The following is a 20,070-nucleotide window of genomic DNA, read 5'->3' as shown; positions in this document are numbered from 1 at the left end:
TCAGGATATTTTTGAACAAATTCACGAACTACATGAGAGCCAATAAAGCCCGCTCCCCCGGTTATTAATATGGTTTTAGAATTCATAATATATAATTTTACAGCCTATTATCTGCCTTTTCAGAAATTACACCCTTGACATCGTAAATAACAGCAATGTCCTTCTTCAAAAGGTCTAGATTAATTTCCTTAAAATCATTATGGGCAACCCCCAAAATGATAGCATCAAATTTACTTGAAGGCAATTCTTTAGTACTATTCAATTTATATTCATGTTGAACTTCAGCTGGATTTGCCCACGGATCATAAGTAGAAACTTGAATTCCATAATCTTCTAAAGCCGCTATTACATCAACAATCTTTGTATTTCTAACATCAGGGCAATTTTCTTTAAAGGTTACACCCAACATCAAAGCTTCAGCCCCATTAACATTAATACCTTTTTTAATCATCGTTTTCACTACTTGCGATGCTACATATTCACCCATTGAATCGTTTAATCTTCTCCCAGCTAATATTATTTCAGGATGGTATCCATGTTCCTGTGCTTTTTGAGCCAAATAATAAGGATCAACCCCTATACAATGTCCCCCTACTAATCCTGGCTTAAAGGGCAAAAAGTTCCACTTTGTTCCAGCAGCTTCTAAAACTGCATGGGTATCAATTTCAAGGATATTAAAAATTTTAGCTAATTCGTTAACAAATGCAATATTAATATCTCTTTGAGAGTTTTCTATCACTTTCGCAGCCTCAGCAACCTTTATGCTTGGTGCTAAATGAGTCCCAGCTAAAATAACTGATTTATAAACTTCATCAACTAGTTTACCAATTTCTGGATTTGATCCAGATGTCACTTTTAATATCTTCTCTACTGTATGTTGTTTATCTCCCGGATTAATTCTTTCTGGTGAATAACCTGCAAAAAAATCCACATTAAATTTTAAACCAGAAACTTTTTCCAAAACAGGAATACATTCTTCTTCAGTTACTCCTGGATATACAGTAGATTCATACACTACAATATCACCCTTCTTTAATACTTTTCCAACTGTTTCAGAAGACTTATATAAAGGAGTTAAATCAGGTCTATTATGTTTATCGACTGGAGTCGGAACAGTAATAACATAGAAATTTGCATTTTCAATATCACTCAACTGATTTGAACAATACAAACCATTTGATCCATTTGCTAAGTAAGGGTTTGATTCAACTAAAACAGCTTGCAATACATCATCCTCTACCTCTAAAGTAAAATCTTTACCTTGTTGAAGTTCATTTATTCGCTTTTGGTTGATATCAAAACCAATAACAGGATATTTCGTAGCAAATAATCTTGCAAGTGGCAATCCTACATACCCTAAACCAATAACAGCAATTTTTCTCATGTTTAATTGTTAACTGTAGTAAATTTCTTAATCTTGAACTATTTTAAATTATCCCAATACCATTTTACAGCCTCTTTTAAGCCGTCTTTAATTGCATGAGAAGGTTCGTATCCTAAAAGTTTTTTAGCTTTATCAACCGAAGCTAAGGAATGTGGAATATCCCCCTGCCTATTGGGACCATGAATTACATCCACATTAGCAATTTCGGAATCGTATGCCAATAAGAACTCCTTTAAATATCCTACTAATTGAGTAAGTGTAGTTCTATCACCTACCGCGGTATTATATACCGTATTTACAGCATCTGGATTATCAGTCAACATTGCTCTTTCATTCATTTGGATAACATTATCCACATAAGTAAAATCGCGCGAATAGTCGCCAGCTCCATTAATAACCGGACTTTCATGGTTCATAAATTTCTTTACAAACAATGGAATAACCGCAGCATAAGCCCCATTAGGATCTTGACGACGACCGAATACATTAAAATAGCGTAGACCAATAGTTTCAATTCCATATGTTTTAGAGAATATTTCGGCATATAGTTCATTCACATACTTAGTAATAGCATAGGGAGAAAGCGGTTTACCAATTTTATCCTCTACTTTCGGCAAACTTTCAGAATCCCCATAAGTAGATGAAGATGCAGCATAAATAAAACGCTTAATATTAGCATCTTTCGCAGCAACTAACATATTCAAAAAGCCTGAAACATTCACTTCATTTGAAGTTTGTGGATCCTTAATAGATCGAGGTACAGAGCCTAAAGCTGCCTGATGCAAAACATAATCAACATCCTTTACTGCCTTTTCACAATCTGAAACATTACGTATATCTCCTTCAATTAATTCAAAATTAGGATTTCCTTCATGTTGAACAATATTATGCCTATGCCCAGTGGCAAAATTATCTAATACAACCACGGAATGACCTTTACCTAAAAAATATTCTGTTAGATTAGAACCAATAAATCCAGCCCCACCTGTTATTAAAATCTTACTCATTTATATAATAATTTTATCCTTTACCATTCTTTGCATTTTCTTTATCCGCCACGATCTTTCTCAAACCTGAACTTGAAAAGCGATGATCACGACTATTAAAGTACAATGCAATGCCTTTTTCTTCACAATATTTACGACCGGTAAAATCCCGATCTTTATATTCATCACCTACAATTCGAACATCCAATTTAAAAGATTTCAAAATATCCTCTAAATCTTGTTCCGTTGAATAAGGAACGATTTCATCCACATACACACAACCTCTTAACTGAATATAACGTTCCACCACAGTCTGTGAAGGTGCATTCTTTTCTGGGCGATCCAATGTAGGATCCATTTGCAGCCCGCATATTAAATAGTCACATTGGCGTTTTGCTTCTGCAAGCATCATGATATGGCCAGCATGCAATAAATCGAAGGTACTGAAGGTTATCCCGACACGAGGACCAGGATTATAATCCCTTTGCAACTCATTTTTTCCTTTTTTTTCTTTCTTTTCCATTTAGAAATCGTAGCTAATAATTGATTGGTTAGTGTTTTTCTCCAATTGCATAATAAATAAAACCCAGGGCTTTCATCTCCTCAGCATCCAACAATTTTCGCCCATCAAAAATAAATGCAGGTTTTTTCATCACTGTCTTAATTTGCATCCAGTCTAGCGATTTAAATTCATCCCATTCCGTTAAAATCGCCAAGCCATGAGCGTCTTTCGCCGCTTCCATGGGATCATTGACAACCTTCAAAAGTGCCCTATTCTCTTCAGGAGAACGATTTCCCAAAGCATCCAAATCCTTATACATTTGAATAGCAGACACTTTTGGATCATAGACAGTTAGTTGTGCCTGTTCCTCCAATAAATGGTCGGCAACATAAATAGCTGCAGACTCCCGCGTATCATTTGTATTCTTTTTGAACGCCCAGCCCATAAAAGCAATTTTCTTGCCATTTACGGTATTGTACATGGAATTAATTATTTTTTCTGCAAATCGAATTTTTTGATGGTCATTTAATAAAATTACCTGTTCCCAATAATTCGCCACTTCATGCAAATTATAAGAACGAGCTATATAGACTAGGTTTAATAAATCCTTTTGGAAACATGAACCTCCAAAGCCAACCGATGCCTTCAGAAACTTTGACCCTATCCTAGAATCTTGTCCGATGGCATGAGCCACTTCTTCCACATTAGCCCCGGTCACCTCACACAGTTCCGATATGGAATTGATAGAAGATACCCGTTGAGCTAAGAAAGCGTTAGCCACCAATTTAGAAAGTTCAGATGACCATAAATTGGTCGTGATGATTCGTTCCGAAGGCACCCAAGCTTCGTAGACCGCCTTCAATGCCGCAATAGCCTCCGGATCTTCCCCACCTATTAATATGCGATCGGGATGGTGTAAATCCTGTATGGCAGTACCTTCCGCTAAGAATTCAGGATTAGATAAGACTTGAAATTGAACACCTTGACCGGTGTTATCTAATATGTTTTTAATAGTTGCAGCTGTACGAACAGGAATGGTTGATTTTTCTACAATTATTTTATTCGATTGGGCAACATCAGCAATTTGTCGGGCACATAATTCAATAAATTTCAAATCAGCAGCCTGACCCTTCCCCTTTCCGTATGTTTTAGTCGGGGTGTTCACCGAAATAAAAATTAAGTCAGCTTCACGAATTGCGCCATCCACATCTGTAGAAAAAAATAAATTACGACCCCGAGCTTCCCCAACAACTTCAGCTAAGCCAGGTTCGTAAATAGGAATTTCATTCAAATCATGCGCATTCCAGGAGTCAATCCTCGCTTTATTTAAATCAACGACAGTGACTTGAATATGTGGATTCTTTTGAGCAATCACAGACATGGTTGGTCCCCCTACATATCCCGCACCTATACAAGCTATTTTTGTTACTCTCATGTTATCTTTTAAATTGATTCTTCTCTTAATCCAAGAGGATCCTCCTCACTATACAATATAATCTGTTCTAAAAATACTTTAGGTTTCTCAAAATACAATTGAATCTGTTTATTTAAAATTACTTCCATTTTTTGAGAAAGTTGTAATAAATATACAGAATCCAATGAATCCCCAAGAATCAATAATTCAATCGTTCCTGAATCAATTCCACGAGCATAATCCCCTAATAATGATACTTGATTTATTTTTCCAGAACGGCTAAGCACAAAATCGACTAATTCATCCACGCCGAGGTAAGTCCTGACTAAATGATTTAAAGAATGATAAAGTGGATGGTTTGTATTCGCCTGATAATAGATTTTATTATCCTTCTGGTATTTCAATAGGTAACCCGCTTCCGTTAATTGATTCAATTCTTTGCGAATAGCATTTGTCGACTCATTAAACTCTTCCGCAATACCACGCAAGTATCCCCTATTCGTTGATAAAACGAAAAACTTGATTAGCAGTTTCAACCTAGTTTTTGAGGTAATGAGCGTATCCAACATTCCAGAATATTGAGTAACAAAAGTACTCAAGTAAAAGGAAACTTACAAATCTTCTACAGCCTCAATAAAAAAAAGACAAGCAATAAAACCTAAATCAGTTTATTGAAGCGAAAGCTTATCCGCTCGATGAATGGGATTAAGTTCACTCGCATCCATCGATTCCATCTGATAATTAGATGATTTCAAAAAACTAGTTCGAGTATTATCCAAGGAAATAAAATATCCTTTAATTAAAAGATCATTGCTGGTTGTAAGATTTTTATTGAACGAAGCGTTCGAGATATAAAAACCGATGGATCTTTTCGCTGATTCTATGGTTCTGCCAGGAACAATAAAAAAATTAAGCTTATCAAAATTATTAATCCTCATGGATTTATCCGAGCTTCTAACACTAGTAATCACCACCTCTTTTAATTGCTCATGATATTTCGGTAATTGAAAAATGATACAACCATAGTGTTTAGAATGTTCACTTAACTTTTGATCTAAAAAAACTTGAACCTTTAATTCAGCTTTTTTAGCAAAAGAATGTTTTTGCTGATATTGTTTATATAAATAAACAAGAAAGATAGCAATAGCAAGTAATAATACCCAGATGGTAGGATTCATAATTTTTAATAATTTGGTTTCGTTATGTAAAGACAAAGTTACATGAGGGAAAACAATTATCCTATTTTTTAAAGGGGACAAATAGGGTCTAGGGGGTGGACAAATTACTATATTCACTGAAAATAAGCGAAATAAAAACTAAACTGAGCCAATATTTCGTAGAAACCAGACTCCTGCTACGAAAATATACCCAGCTATTACCTGTAAACCAAAGGCTAAAAATCAATAAAATCTATTAAAATATCCTATTATGAAAATAAATTACAGTAAAAAATCAGAAACAGTAGACCTAGTTTACCATGATTTCCAAGGTCCCATCCAACTTCTTTTTTAATCTTTGTTTCGCCTTTTTTACCCCTTCGATGGATACACCCAGTAAATCACTCATACTTCGATTACTCAAATCCAACTTCAACAACGCTAAAAGCCGCAAGTCATTCTCCGATAATTTAGGATTCGCTTGTTTTTTTTGTGCTAAATAATCCGGGTACACCCGTTCAAAAACATGTTTAAACCGGATCCAACGTTCATCCGTCATGATGTGACTTTCCAATAATTCATTCAGGTTACTGGAAATTTGCTGTTGATATTCAGGATTTTGATCCACTTCACTAATTTCCGTTCGCAATTGATGAATAGTCAAATCATTTTGCTTGATCGTTGCAGTAAATTCTTCTAAACTATTTTTTAGAATAACCAGTTCATGATCGACCAATTGCTTTTCATAGGACAATCGAAGCTGTTCTTTCTCCAGCATCGTACTACGGATTATTATTTTTGATTTAGACCGATGAATTAATAACACAACAATGATAAAACCGAAGATCAATAACATACCAACAAATTGATAAACCTGTTTTATTTGATCTCTTTTATCTTGTTCCTCCTTTAATGCCAGGTTAAATTTTTCAGTTTCCCATTGCCAATAAATTTTTTGTAATGCGGCATTATTCTCTTTCTTGGCTAAACTATCCCGGAGATAAACATATTTATTTAAATATTGGAGTTCATCCGCTTGCTTATGCATACCTGCTGCTATTTCCGCGAGGTATTTATAGGATTTCATTCGAAAAGGCAAAAAATAAGGCTTGTCCTCCATCAGTTGTTGACTCGCCCATACAGCATCTTGCGCTAAAACCCACTTACCTTGCAGGATATAAATAGACGCTAATGATAAGTTAGCTCGCATAGCATCAAGATATTCATTAAACTTTGTAGATAGGGCAATATTTTGCTTGACTAAGACGATAGCCTGCTCCAAATTCCCTTTCCGCAATTCTTGCTCGGAAATATTACCAGAAATTATCCCTATCCATACCGAGTCCTTCGCCAATTTTGCAATATGTAAAGCCTGTTTATAATAATGATAGGCATCATCCAACAAGGAGTCACGTTCCTTATAAACAGCGATGGCATTCACCATATCAATCCGCTTTCGACTCAATTTTTCAGTAAATGGCAGTGCTGCTTGGAGGTATCGAATAGCCTGATCTTGATTGCCAATGTAACTATAAAAGTTACCGATAAAGCCAAAATGCAGGGGAAGTAAAGGTATCTTTTCGAGATCTACTTTGGATTTCATTTCATTAGCTTGCAAAAAAAACGGAAAAGCTTCCTTAACCTCTCGGTACGTAAAATGATAATACCCCTCCCGAATAAGACCTGTAATTTTTAATGCAGCATAATTCCCTTTGATTAGCAAATTGGACGCTTTCTTGAAATAAAAATCCGAACGCTCATTCACTTGATCAAAAGCGATCGAGTAACCATCTGCCATCAACATATAATAAGCCCATTTCACAGGTATATTATTTGTTTCATCGGCAAATTTCCATAATGATCCTAATTGTTGCTGCAATTGTAGCGTATCCTTCCCAAAACTGACAGGAAGTTGCAGTGCCAGTTCCAATTGTTTTTGAGGATCTTTAACCGAGATAATGTCTTCTATAATAACTTTAGGTTGACTGGAAACCATTGGAGTCCAAAAGAAAAATAATAAGCAGAAAATAGTAAAACCTAATTTTGAAAAATTCATCGTTAATAAATAGGCAATAAAATTCGTAAAAATCTGGGAAATATTTAGAAAAATAAAAACGCCATTCAGTATTTTCCGAATGGCGTTTTTTATTTTCTCTTAAGCTATACTCAATCGCTTTATTTTTTCTTCATCATAGAGTTTTGCATTTCGAATGGGGCAATCTTTCAGCAGATCTTTCAAATCGTATTTATTCACCACATTCTTTAATGCTTCCAAGTGTCTATCATGGTGCATATCCGTTCCTACGAAATCATACATCCCGGCACGAATCAGCGTCAGTGCACAAGTTTTCACCCCTTCGCCATAGTATTTACTTACCGAAAGTAAGTTGAGCTGCAATAAACATCCGGCAGCCTTAATCTCTTCAAATATTTTAAAATTATTATGGTAGTAGTTATACCGTTCCGGATGCGCAAGAATAGGCTGATAGCCTAATTCTTGAATCGATTTAATGATATTAAACAATGCCTTTGATTCTGCTAAATAAGACATTTCAATCAGCATATACTTATCCGCAATGACACAAAGTTTATTCGCTTGAATCCATTCATCGATTTGATCATCGATCATATATTCTGCACTAAAACCCAGTGTAAAATTAATGTGACTCTCTTTTAATGCATGATTTAACGAAGAGTGAGCCGCCTCAATAGTCTCAGGCGTATTATTATGAACACCTGCCATGACATGTGGAGTAGACACCCCATGATGAATTCCTAATTCTTTTAACCCTTCAATTAATTGGATAGATTGTTCGATAGAATCGCTCCCATCATCGATTCCAGGCAGTATATGGTTGTGTATATCCCATCCTATCCACGATAATTTGTTAAAATGAGCCTCTGACTGCTTCTCTTTACTTCCAAAAATTTTACTCCAAAATCCCATACGCTTGTTGTTGTTTGCTTTTCAGGCCGATACTGTATTCATTACAGCACATGTATAAATTGATTTAACATTTAAGATACGAATGATTTTCTACATTCGCTACAGTTCCAATTTTAAACAAGTGCGGAGTTTTCCTTCTCCAGTAATTCATAGACCTGTTTTACATCTTGTGCTTTTGCTCTATCCAATACCAATACCGCATCTGCTGTATTGATTAACATGCAGTTTGACAAGCCAACAAAAACAGTATGCACCTGACTACCTACAACTATATTGCCACGTTCATCCACAGGGTGACCTTTCTCTTTAAAATAGCTAAACAAAGAATCAAAGGCTCCCATATCAGACCAATTGAATCGGGCAGGAACTACCTTTATTAATTCACTACGTTCCAACACGGCATAGTCTATACTTTTCGATGGAATCAACTGCGAATGCTCTACATCCAACTCCAAATCTGCTGCATATTCAAACGCCACTTCGGCAGAAGAGTATAACTTGGGTTCAAAATGCATAAGCTCTTCTAAATAGACGCCCGCTTTAAAGCAAAAAATACCAGAGTTCCACAAGAAACTCCCTTTCTTAATAAAATCTCGAGCCGTTTCTTCATTTGGTTTCTCTCTAAAAGATAACACCGTATTACCATCGTGCTCAATATACCCATAACCCGTTTCAGGGCGTTCAGGAATAATACCAAACGTAGCGATAAAACCTTCTTGAGCAAAAACAATCCCTTGATTGATAGCCTCTTGATAAGCTTCCTGATTTTCAATCAAATGATCCGATGGAGTGACGATTAAAATATCATCAGGATCGGCTTGAAAAGCAGCAAATGCAATAGCTGCTGCCGTATTTCGCGGTACAGATTCTGCAATTATTTCGTGCGGAACCTGTGTTAAAAAAGGTTTCGCTAAATCTTTATTCTGCTTGGAGCCCACCAATAAAGTTTGCGAGCTTAACGGTTGATTTCTTTCTACAGTCAGTTCAAATAAAGTTTTACCCTCAAAGATGGGCAAATATTGTTTCGGTTTTGATTTTCTGGATAAGGGCCATAACCTAGATCCGACACCACCCGATAAAATGACATTAATAATTTTACTCATAACTAACCTAATTTTTTAATTTCTATAGCCAAATCACGCTTTAAATAGAGTTCTGCTGTTGCTCTAGCGTCAGACAAGGCATCGTGATGTTGCAATTCAACCCCCATTAATTCGCAGCAAATACTCAACTTCGTACGTTCAAAACCTATCGCTCGATAGATTTTGCTGGTGCATTCCCAAAGATTTGCCAATAACAATTCATGGTATGGCAAACCATAAAATTTCATGGTCTCTTTAAGCACCGAACGATCCAGCAATTCATCATGCGCAACCATACGTTGAGCCAACAACAGCTCTTTAATACTTGGGTATAACTCTAAAAAGCTTGGTGCTGCATTGGTATGCTTTGCTTTTATCCCATGAACTCGGGATGTTTGCCACATATATTTATTATCTGGCGGTCTTACCAAACTGTAAAATTCATTAACAATTTTTCCTTCCAACACATTTACGATGCCCACAGAGCATATACTGTTGTAATTAGCCGTTGCTAATTCAAAATCTATTGCGGTAAACGTATCAGACATTTCCAATATAATTTACGTGATAACTCTTAATAACCATACTTCAACTTCCATTTCTCTTTTAATCCTTGCCTCAACTTATCTTCACTTGCATTTTTCCCCGGATCATAAATCTTCGTGCCAGCCAGTTCATTAGGCAGGTATTCCTGATCGACAAAATGACCTGCATACGCATGCGCATATTGATAATCTGTTCCATAATCCAATTCCTTCATCAATTTCGTCGGTGCATTTCTCAAATGAATAGGAACAGATAAATTGCCTGTTTGTTTCACGATCGATTGCGCTTTATTAATAGCTTCATAGCTCGCATTACTTTTTGGAGAACTAGCCAAATAAACGACCACTTGTGCCAATATAATTCGTGATTCCGGCCAACCAATCACATTCACTGCTTGAAAACAATTATTTGCTAACAGCAATGCATTGGGGTTCGCGTTTCCAACATCCTCCGAAGCCAATATTAGTAAACGCCTAGCGATAAACTTTGGATCTTCCCCACCTTCAATCATTCGGGCAAGCCAGTAAACTGCTGCATTTGGATCACTACCTCGAATGGATTTGATGAATGCCGAAATTATATCATAGTGTTGTTCTCCAGCTTTATCATAGCGTATACTACTTTGCTGAACTTGTGTGGCCACAAAGTTATTATTAATTACTGCTTTTTTAAAATTTGATGCTTGACTAACCAATTCCAAAATATTTAACAATTTACGAGCATCTCCACCAGACAGTTGTAGCATAGCATCATATTCTGCAATTTCAATTCCTTGATCCTTTAAAATGGAATCATACTTTAAGGAATGATTGATAATTTCAATCAATTCATCTTTTGATAATTCCTGCAATACATACACCTGACAGCGGGATAATAAGGCGGATATTACTTCAAATGATGGGTTTTCTGTCGTAGCACCTATCAGGGTGACTAAACCTTTTTCCACTGCGCCTAACAACGAATCTTGTTGAGATTTGGAAAAGCGGTGGATTTCATCAATAAATAAAACAGGTTGTTCTTCATTAAATTGCCGCATAAGTTCTGCCTTATCCAACACCTCCCGAACCTCCTTTACCCCCGATTTTATGGCACTCAAACTATAAAAAGGTCTCCCCAATTCTTGGGCAAAAAGCAATGCTAAGGTCGTCTTACCAACACCCGGCGGACCCCAAAAGATCATTGAAGGAATGGATTTCTGTTGCAATGTATTCCACAATACCGCACCTTCTCCAATGATATGTTTTTGTCCTACATAATCAGCGATCCGTGTAGGACGCATTCGTTCTGCTAAAGGGATTTGTGTTGCCATGTCAAACAAAGCTATTGATTTTAAATCTGAATGACAATCATCGTATGTATTTGACGAATAAACCCAGGACTCTGACAGCGCTTTGCCTACCTCAATACCACCCAACAGCTTAGAACCCTGCGCTTTGATTTCCTAAACGCCCCGTATTCCATGGTCGCAGGAAATGCTTGAGGGTACAATCGTCTGGAGGAAACCTCCCTACAAACAGCCTTTAGCAAAGCGGTCCTATCCCTAGCCTCCTTTCAGAATCGCCGAAATACTTAAGGACATCCTTCGGATCTTAATCGGATATTCATCGCTTGGACCCGTAAAATATCCAATAAAGATCCGTACCAGATCCGAAGGAGATCCAACGAAGAACAGCGTTTTCTAGAACAAAACACAACGCATCATTTCAAGGAATTCAGCTAGTAATGAACTGTTAAAAAGACTCAAATCTGTCTGCAAATTGATTGAAAAAATAAATAAAATGATACATTTGATAAATACGTAAAAAGAAATGATTGAAATTAAACCTCTATTTCTTGCTTTACTATTCTTCATCGTAGGTTTTCGATTAGATGCACAAACGCAAGAAACACCCTTAGATCCTTCAGGTTTTGTGACAAAATACGATATCGCATTTCACGGAATAGGTCCAATGGTATATGTCCTTCCAACACCTAGAACAAAAGAAGAAACCATCACGGATTCGTACAAAGAAAAAAAAGATTTTTACGATACCATAGCGAGGCAATTGGATTACCAAGATCTGTTGAACGAATTTAATTTTCCCTCAGCGACCAATCAATTAAAACAGGCCTTCCAACCCCTTCCCAGTACCGATGTACAATGGAAAGAACTGATCCAAAAGTTGGAATCCAATAATCAAGCCTTATTAGCCGCGGCGGCCGCTAATTTATTTGCGTTGGACCTTTTAAAAAATAAAGACATGACGCTGGCCTTAGATTACCTTAAGCGGGCCCAGCTGCTGGCAGGTGCTAGTCCCGACCGATCCATCATAGATTTTAATTTGGCCAATGCCTATCGATTTAATGGCATGCATGCGGCTGCAGGACAACTCCAAGAGCTATACCTAAAACAAGCCATTGCAAAAAAGGATTTAATCGATCAAGGAACTTCTTATGTCGCTATCGGGCTTAATGACGCCTACAATAAAGAGTATCGAGCAGCTGAAAACAGCATTATCAGAAGGGCAATTCCATTATTTAATAAGGTCAAAAATTACGATGGAAAAATTAAAGCTTGGATCAAGCTAAGCAAGATCTATCAATTACAGAACAAGCACACCGAAGCGCAGTGGTTCTTAATACAGGCGAGAGATTTGGCAAAGAGTAAAGCCATTGTTTCTCCGCTTTCCGAAATTGAGTATCGCTTAGGCTACTCAAAATATATTCAGCAGAATTATTCGGTGGCCAAATTGGAGTTGGAGCAAGCCAAATCATTAGCAGAACAAGAAGATAATAAAACCCTACAATTAGCCATAAGCGATAAATTGGGCGATATCTACTTATTAATGGGTGACTTTAAAGAGGCTGAAATCGCCTTAGATAACTATTGGAAATTGAGGCAAGAAATCTTTCCATCCAGCAGCAAAACCTTGCTGTAAATCCAGCGCTTTCGCATTTATGGGATTATTTCATTCCGAAAGCTTCTTAAATGTCTACTAATATGGCTTAATCAAGACAATTGATACGAATATTTTACGATTACGGATGATACATTGTCATAATTTTAATTAATTTTATCCGAATAAACGATTATAAAAAATTTACAACTTCGAATTTTCATTCGATTATTATAATGAACAGTTTTAAGAAATTCAGTGATATGTTTAAAAATTTAATTTTTTGTCTAGCCTTAATATCTGTGGTTGCCTGTGGTGCAAAACCCCGCGTTGATTTAGAGGAAAAAGGATTACAATTGCGCCCAACGACTCAACATGAAACCATAGCGAAAGTTGTAGCCAATCTATTAGAAAACTATAGTTACAAAAAGGTCCCTATGACTGATTCGATTTCAAACATCGTCTATAAGAATTTATTGGATGGAATCGATCAAAGTAAAAATTACATGTTGAAATCGGATATCACCGAATTTGATGCGTTTAAAAATACCTTGAGTCAAGATTTCAAAAAAGGTGATTTGTCTAGTGCTTTTTTAATTTTCAATAAATACACAGAACGTTATTTGGAAGGTTTGAATATAGCCTTGCAACAAATCGATGTAAATCATGATTTCACCAAAGATGAATCTTTAACAGTGCTACGTGAGAAATTAAATTGGTTTAATTCGGAGGCTGAAGTTAAGGAGCAATGGAGAAAGCGTGTTAAATATGATTTATTGAATTTGAAATTAGCAACTGGAGATTCTGCTAAATTTGATTTAGATAAAAGTAAAGAAACATTGCGCACTCGCTATAACAACCTGATTTCGCAAGCTAAAAAAACAAATGCAAATGATGCCTTTCAAGTAATTATGGGAGCCTTGACTGCAGCTGTGGATCCGCATACCAATTATTACAACCCTTCCTTTGCACAAGCGTTCAATGAAAGCATGTCGAACACCTTGGAGGGAATCGGCGCACAACTCATGATGGAGAATGAAATGGTGACTATAAAAGCGGTTATTGCTGGAGGTCCTGCCTTTAAAGAGAAATCATTGCAAATAAATGATCGCATCATCGCTGTTGCGCAAGGAGATGGAGAGTTTGAAGATATCATCGGCTGGAGAATTGATGCCGCTGTAGCCAAAATAAAAGGTAAAAAAGGCACAGTCGTGCGCTTAAAAATATTGCCTGCCAGCTCAGACTTGGCAGCTGCTCCTAAAATTGTCACTTTAACTCGGGATAAAATTATCTTAGAGGAGGAATCTGCCAAACGCGAAATTAAAACCATAAAAGGTGAAGATGGTAAAGATTACCGTATTGGAATAATCAATTTACCGAAATTCTATATTGACTTTGAAGCCTTACGTCGTGGCGAAAAGGATTACAAAAGTACCACCAGGGATGTAAGATTATTGATTGATAGTTTAAAAAAGGATCAAGTTGATGCGATTTTAATGGATTTAAGAGGTAATGGTGGTGGATCTTTACAAGAAGCGATCGAATTGACTGGCTTGTTTATCGATCAAGGGCCTGTCGTGCAAGTTAGAGACACGCGCGACCGTGTTCAAGTGGATCGTGACCAAGAACCAGGCGCCTTATGGGAAGGCCCATTTGGGGTAATGATCAATCGTTTCTCCGCTTCCGCCTCTGAAATTTTTGCAGGAGCGATACAAGATTACGGTCGTGGAATAATATTAGGCTCTACAACCTATGGTAAAGGTACTGTACAAAGCGCAACAGATATGGCTAGATTTATTAGTGCGACGGATCGCCTCTTAATCAAAGCCGCTGGAGGCACAGACCCTGACACGCCAAATGGTGCTCCAGAGTTTGGTCAAATCAATATCACTGCTGGTAAGTTTTACCGCATTACTGGAAGTAGTACCCAGCATAAAGGAGTAATTCCGGATTTAACGTTCCCAACACAATACACTGCGGAAAAATTTGGTGAAAGTTCAGAACCTTCTGCCTTACCTTGGGATCAGATAAAACCTTCGACTTTTACCCAAATTGCAGATTTAAGTGCTGTAACGAGTAAGTTAAATGAAATTCACCAAGCAAGGATGGCAAAATCACCTGCATATTCGTTCTTGTTGGAAGATATTGAAGAATTCAACAAATTCGATTCCATCCCTTCCATTTCATTAAATGAAACAAAATTAAAAGCAGAGCGTGAAAAAAATAGACTCAAAAATCGCGAAAGAGTGAATAAGCAGTTATCGTTTTTAGGTTTACCTGCTTGGAAAGAAGGACAACCGCAGCCTAAATTTGATTTCGACTTTGAGTTGGATGAAAGTGCCAAAGTTATGACAGACTATATTCGTACAAAAAAATAAGATCAGTCTTTTACTGCATACAGAAAGGGAGCAAAATTTGCTCCCTTTCTGCGTATTGAAAGATTTTCAAGTCTTGAAATTGCGGATTTCTTTATCGATTTTAACTTAGTTTACTGCAAGCATTAATAACCAACTCCAGAGCGCCTAGGTTGTCGTATAGCTGGCCAATCTGGCTTACGACCGTCTTTACCTACCGGCAATATGCTCTTCTCGCGATTGACAAGCCCCGGTTCTTCGGAAGCTTGATAGGTTAAAATCGCTGTTAAAATAACATTAGTAATTAAATCATCGAAGACCAATTTATCATAAGTATCTAAATTGGTGTGCCAGGTATTTTGTCCATAACCCCAAGAAAGGGAACTAAGCATAAACGCAGGGACTCCTGCGGCCACAAATGAAGCATGGTCGGATCCCCCCGCACTTGGTGTACCTGGAAAGTTCGTTTTTATTTGCTGGGTAATCGTCGTAGGAACTGCATGGAGCCAACGCCCCATAAATTCTTCGGCATGGGCAAATCCTGATCCCCCTATCGTACTTACTCGACCTGTTCCATTATCTAAATTAAAAACGACCTGCGCACGTTCCATCATTTCTGGATTATCCAACACAAAAGCTCTCGAACCATTCAGGCCTTGTTCTTCGCTTCCCCAAAGCCCGATTAGAATGCTACGTTTCGGGTTTGGTAGTATTTTTTTTAATATCCGCGCTACTTCCATCATCACTATAGTTCCCGTACCATTATCTGTCGCTCCAGAGCCTCCCTCCCAAGAATCTAAATGGGCCGAAAGGATGATGTATTCCTCCGGAAATTCAGACCCTTTAATTTCTGCAATGGTATTGTATGATGGTACACTCCCTATCTGTTTAGACGAAGTTTCTACTTTAATTTTAGGCTTATAGCCTCGTGTAGCCAAGCGGTACAACAGGCCATAATCTTCCAACGAAATATCCAAGGACGGAGCAATCTGGGAACGTGCACCAAAGATTTTATTCGCTCCAAACTCTTTTGACCAATAACTCGTCAATATTCCCGCAGCGCCAGCCTCTTCCAGCACAGCTGGAATGGAGTTGATGGATAAACCGCTTGCTTTGATCCGGTTATTCCAAGCAGTCTGCAAGGAGTCCCGGTTTTTTTTCATGTTTTCATAAGATTCTTGGGTGGCAAACTCCTTCCAATTGGCATCTGGACGACCAGTAGGTTGTGGCATAGCGATTAACACAAATTTTCCTTTTACTTGAGGTAGCCACGACCGAAAGGCTAAAGAATCTTTCAATTCTGGAAAACTAATAACTTCTGCTTCGATTGCCTTGCCATGCGTGCTGGGACTCCAGGCTAATTGTGTTCCGGCTATGCTTTTATTTCTCGGATAAGTCATATCGATATGGGAAATTCCTCGTTCCCATCCATGCCATACTCCAAATTCCTGATTGTTTGCGGTAATGCCCCAACGTTTAAAGGTCTGGACCGCCCACTCATTCGCTTGGATCATCCCTGGTGTTCCAACCAAACGCGGACCTACGACATCCAATAATTCAAATGCCAGTAGTTCCAATTCGGAATTACGCGATGCTTCAGCCACAATCTCTTGAATAATGGGGTCTGTTTTTTGACTGTTCTCGACACTTGCTTGTCCATAACTTAGTCCTATACTACTGATGAACGGGATTATAAAGACCAAAGAATAGCGAAAAAAAATGGAAGGATAAGTAGTTGAAATCATGATGTTTAGTTTTAGGTGATGGTAGACCTCGTCCTTTAAAGGTCGTAAATAAATTTTAATTACGCTGATTATTACAATGCATTCGTCGGGAATCTATGTTTAGTCGAACAAAAAAAAACAGGCAGCTGATTCTGTCAGCTGCCTGTTTTAAAATTTATACGATGCTACAGTTGAAATAACCTAGCTGGTTCTCCAATCTTTATATTGATTGATTAATCCATTGGTCGAAGAATCATGTGAACTGATGGAATGATCATTTTCCAATTCCGGAAGAATTCGATTCGCCAACTGCTTTCCTAATTCCACCCCCCATTGGTCAAAGCTGAAAATATTCCAAATGATTCCTTGAACAAATATTTTATGTTCATAGATTGCGATTAAACTTCCTAAGGTCCTTGGCGTAATTTTCTTAATTAAAAAAGAGTTTGTAGGTCGATTGCCTTCGAAAACTTTAAAGTTTTTCAAGTTTTCAATCTCTTCCGATGATTTACCGGCGTGTAACAACTCATTCACCACTTCCTCTTCTGTTTTTCCATTCATCAAGGCTTCTGTTTGCGCAAAGAAATTCGATAACAATAACTGATGATGATTGCCCAACGCATTATGCGAGATGGCAGGCGCAATAAAATCACATGGAATTAGTTTAGTTCCTTGATGGATCAATTGATAAAAGGCATGCTGACCATTGGTTCCAGGTTCACCCCAAATAATAGGCCCTGTTTGGTAATCGACACGATTGCCTTGGCGGTCTACGTATTTACCATTACTTTCCATATCGCCCTGTTGGAAATAGGCCGCAAAGCGGTGTAGATATTGGTCATAAGGTAAGATAGCGTGGCTTTCTGCTTCAAAAAAGTTATTGTACCAAATCCCTAGTAGAGCTAAAATAACTGGTATGTTTTCCTCAAATGCGGCTGTTTTGAAATGTACATCGGCCTCGTGTGCTCCGATCAGTAATTCTTCAAAATGTTCATAACCTATAGCCAAACAGATTGATAGTCCAATAGCAGACCATAAGGAATAACGACCGCCTACCCAATCCCAAAATTCAAACATGTTTTGGGTATCTATACCAAAAGCTGAAACACCAACAGCATTGGTACTTAATGCGGCAAAATGTTTTGCTACATCCGCTCCTTGAGCTCCAGAAGCTAGAAACCAAGCTTTCGCTGATTGAGCATTTGCCATGGTTTCTTGAGTGCTGAATGTTTTAGAAGCGATCAAAAACAAGGTGGTCTCTGGATTTAACCCCTTTAGGGTTTCTGCTATATGCGTAGCATCGACATTCGAAACGAAATGTACATCTAAGCGTGTCTTGTAAGATTTTAATGCTTCGGTCACCATCACAGGGCCTAAGTCAGATCCACCAATACCAATATTTACAACATCGGTAATTTCCTTGCCCGTGTAGCCTTTCCAAGCCCCCGATATAATGCGATGACTGAAATCTTTCATTCGACCGAGTACTTCACGAACTTGAGGCATTACATCTTGGCCAGCTACTAAAACGGGCTCATTGGATTGATTACGCAATGCGGTATGTAAAACTTCACGACCTTCTGTTTCGTTGATCTTTTCCCCAGAAAACATGGCTTGAATAGCTTGATCCAATTGGCATTCCTTTGCCAACTGCACCAATAAAGCCATTGTTTGCTCATTGATTCTATTTTTAGAATAATCTAATAGGATATCTCCAAGATGCAGTGAAAATTTGGAAAAACGTTCAGCATCGGATTCAAATAAATCCTTTAAACTTTGTTCGGATAAACTGATGTAGTGATCGGTTAAATACTTGAAGGCTTGTGTGGTACTAAAATCTATTTTTGGTAACATATGAATTGACGATTTTCTTCAAATATAAGGATTAGGAAATAAGGAATCCTCAATTTATGTTATCTTTGTCCTATGACCAAAGAACAAATTCAAGACTTGAGGGATAGAATGTCTTCCCTGAGGAGGCATCTTTGACATCGATGCGAAGAAAGAAGAAATAGACCGAGAAACGCAGATTACCCTGCAAATGGACTTTTGGGACGAACCAAAAGCCGCTGAAAAAGTTCTACATTCCATAAAAAATAATAAAGTTTGGACCGATCAATTCGATGCGGTACAAGCTACTATTGAAGATACGGGAGTTTTATACGAATTTTTTCAAAGTGGAGATGCCAGCGATAAAGAACTAGAAGAACAATACCAAATAGCGTTGACGGATGTTGAGGAATTGGAGTTCAAAAATATGTTGAGCGCCGAGGAGGATCAGCTAGATGCTATTCTACAGATTACAGCAGGGGCTGGTGGTACGGAATCATGCGATTGGGCAGCGATGTTGATGCGCATGTACATTATGTGGGGCGAAAAGCATGGTTGTAAAGTCACGGAGCAAGATTATCAAGAAGGTGATGTGGCCGGCATAAAATCTGTTACACTACAACTTTCTGGAAATTTCGCCTATGGATATTTGAAAGGGGAAAACGGTGTACACCGTCTTGTTCGAATTTCACCTTTTGACTCGAATGCAAAAAGACATACGTCCTTTGCCTCTGTTTATGTGTATCCCCTCGTGGATGACAACATCGAAATTGATGTGAAGGATTCTGAAATTGAATGGGATACTTTTCGATCTGGAGGTGCGGGAGGACAGAATGTGAACAAAGTAGAAACGGCGGTACGATTGCACCATAAGCCTACTGGGATTATCATAAAAAACCAGGAAACGAGATCGCAATTACAAAATAAAGAAAATGCATTGCGCCTTTTGAAATCACAGCTTTACGAGATTGAAATGCGTAAAAGACAAGAAGCTACGGCTGCTATCGAAGGCTCTAAAAAGAAAATCGAATGGGGTTCGCAGATCAGAAATTACGTCTTGCATCCTTATAAATTAATTAAAGATTTACGCACAGGCACCGAAACCTCGAATACCCAAGCAGTACTGGATGGTGAGTTGGATGAATTCCTGAAATCTTATTTGATGGAGTTTGGAAGAGGCTAAGAATTAGCTGGGAGAAAATCTACGGGAGATCTGTTCTAGCTTCGACGAAAACATGACCCACATCTTTACGATAAGGTAGGTAGAA

At 37.8% G+C, this 20,070-nt stretch carries 17 protein-coding genes; 3 read left to right on the top strand and 14 right to left on the bottom strand.

The features are described 5' to 3' along the window. The 12 genes from ACFRAE_RS16135 to ACFRAE_RS16080 all read right to left on the bottom strand — a co-directional run. The coding region (locus tag ACFRAE_RS16135; RefSeq protein WP_422798207.1) for an NAD-dependent epimerase/dehydratase family protein at positions 1-86 on the bottom strand (86 nt) is incomplete at its 3' end. 11 nt (positions 87-97) lie between these two features. Then, entirely contained in the window at positions 98-1,384 is a 1,287-nt protein-coding gene (locus ACFRAE_RS16130) for a nucleotide sugar dehydrogenase (RefSeq protein WP_422798204.1), read from the bottom strand. Positions 1,385-1,422: 38 nt separating this feature from the next. Then, positions 1,423-2,391: an SDR family oxidoreductase gene (locus ACFRAE_RS16125; protein ID WP_422798203.1), complete on the bottom strand. Its 969-nt coding sequence runs from the start codon at positions 2,389-2,391 to the stop codon at positions 1,423-1,425. Between the two features lie 13 nt (positions 2,392-2,404). Further along, the gene (locus ACFRAE_RS16120; RefSeq protein ID WP_422798202.1) at positions 2,405-2,893 is read right to left on the bottom strand and encodes an adenylyltransferase/cytidyltransferase family protein; all 489 of its coding nucleotides are present in this window, start codon (positions 2,891-2,893) and stop codon (positions 2,405-2,407) included. A gap of 28 nt (positions 2,894-2,921) precedes the next feature. After that, positions 2,922-4,307, bottom strand: coding sequence for a nucleotide sugar dehydrogenase (locus ACFRAE_RS16115; RefSeq protein WP_422798201.1), 1,386 nt, complete (start codon positions 4,305-4,307; stop codon positions 2,922-2,924). An 8-nt stretch (positions 4,308-4,315) separates the two neighbouring features. After that, entirely contained in the window at positions 4,316-4,885 is a 570-nt protein-coding gene (locus ACFRAE_RS16110) for a winged helix-turn-helix domain-containing protein (protein WP_422798200.1), read from the bottom strand. 69 nt (positions 4,886-4,954) lie between these two features. Next, positions 4,955-5,464, bottom strand: a complete 510-nt coding sequence (locus tag ACFRAE_RS16105; protein ID WP_422798199.1) for a hypothetical protein — start codon at positions 5,462-5,464, stop codon at positions 4,955-4,957. A gap of 289 nt (positions 5,465-5,753) precedes the next feature. After that, on the bottom strand, positions 5,754-7,499 hold the full coding sequence (locus ACFRAE_RS16100) for a tetratricopeptide repeat protein (protein WP_422798198.1): 1,746 nt from the start codon (positions 7,497-7,499) through the stop codon (positions 5,754-5,756). Between the two features lie 99 nt (positions 7,500-7,598). Beyond that, on the bottom strand, positions 7,599-8,390 hold the full coding sequence (locus ACFRAE_RS16095) for a tyrosine-protein phosphatase (RefSeq protein ID WP_422798197.1): 792 nt from the start codon (positions 8,388-8,390) through the stop codon (positions 7,599-7,601). 113 nt (positions 8,391-8,503) lie between these two features. Continuing rightward, positions 8,504-9,493: a mannose-1-phosphate guanylyltransferase gene (locus tag ACFRAE_RS16090; protein WP_422798196.1), complete on the bottom strand. Its 990-nt coding sequence runs from the start codon at positions 9,491-9,493 to the stop codon at positions 8,504-8,506. A 2-nt stretch (positions 9,494-9,495) separates the two neighbouring features. Beyond that, positions 9,496-10,020 carry an exonuclease domain-containing protein gene (locus ACFRAE_RS16085; RefSeq protein ID WP_422798195.1) on the bottom strand — a complete coding sequence of 175 codons (525 nt, stop codon included), beginning with the start codon at positions 10,018-10,020 and terminating at the stop codon, positions 9,496-9,498. A gap of 26 nt (positions 10,021-10,046) precedes the next feature. Continuing rightward, on the bottom strand, positions 10,047-11,327 hold the full coding sequence (locus ACFRAE_RS16080; RefSeq protein WP_422798194.1) for a replication-associated recombination protein A: 1,281 nt from the start codon (positions 11,325-11,327) through the stop codon (positions 10,047-10,049). Positions 11,328-11,826: 499 nt separating this feature from the next. On the opposite strand from ACFRAE_RS16080, the gene ACFRAE_RS16075 reads away from it, so the two are divergent. Both ACFRAE_RS16075 and ACFRAE_RS16070 read left to right on the top strand, forming a co-directional pair. Next, complete coding sequence (locus tag ACFRAE_RS16075; protein ID WP_422798193.1) at positions 11,827-12,936, top strand: tetratricopeptide repeat protein; 1,110 nt, start codon at positions 11,827-11,829, stop codon at positions 12,934-12,936. A gap of 221 nt (positions 12,937-13,157) precedes the next feature. Then, positions 13,158-15,272, top strand: a complete 2,115-nt coding sequence (locus ACFRAE_RS16070; protein WP_422798192.1) for a carboxy terminal-processing peptidase — start codon at positions 13,158-13,160, stop codon at positions 15,270-15,272. Positions 15,273-15,394: 122 nt separating this feature from the next. Here ACFRAE_RS16070 and ACFRAE_RS16065 read toward each other — a convergent pair whose 3' ends face one another. Beyond that, the gene (locus tag ACFRAE_RS16065; protein ID WP_422798191.1) at positions 15,395-16,993 is read right to left on the bottom strand and encodes a M20/M25/M40 family metallo-hydrolase; all 1,599 of its coding nucleotides are present in this window, start codon (positions 16,991-16,993) and stop codon (positions 15,395-15,397) included. Between the two features lie 180 nt (positions 16,994-17,173). Continuing rightward, entirely contained in the window at positions 17,174-18,826 is a 1,653-nt protein-coding gene (pgi, locus tag ACFRAE_RS16060; RefSeq protein WP_422798190.1) for a glucose-6-phosphate isomerase, read from the bottom strand. 72 nt (positions 18,827-18,898) lie between these two features. Here pgi and prfB point away from each other — a divergent pair. Next, a protein-coding gene (gene prfB, locus ACFRAE_RS16055) for a peptide chain release factor 2 (RefSeq protein WP_422798189.1) occupies positions 18,899-19,985 on the top strand; the annotation gives its coding sequence in 2 pieces (ribosomal slippage) (positions 18,899-18,949 and positions 18,951-19,985; 1,086 coding nt in all). The last annotated feature ends 85 nt before the right edge of the window (positions 19,986-20,070 follow it).

Source organism: Sphingobacterium sp. HJSM2_6 (assembly GCF_049316305.1).
GTDB lineage: Bacteria > Bacteroidota > Bacteroidia > Sphingobacteriales > Sphingobacteriaceae > Sphingobacterium.
This window is presented reverse-complemented; position numbering and strand designations above follow the sequence as displayed.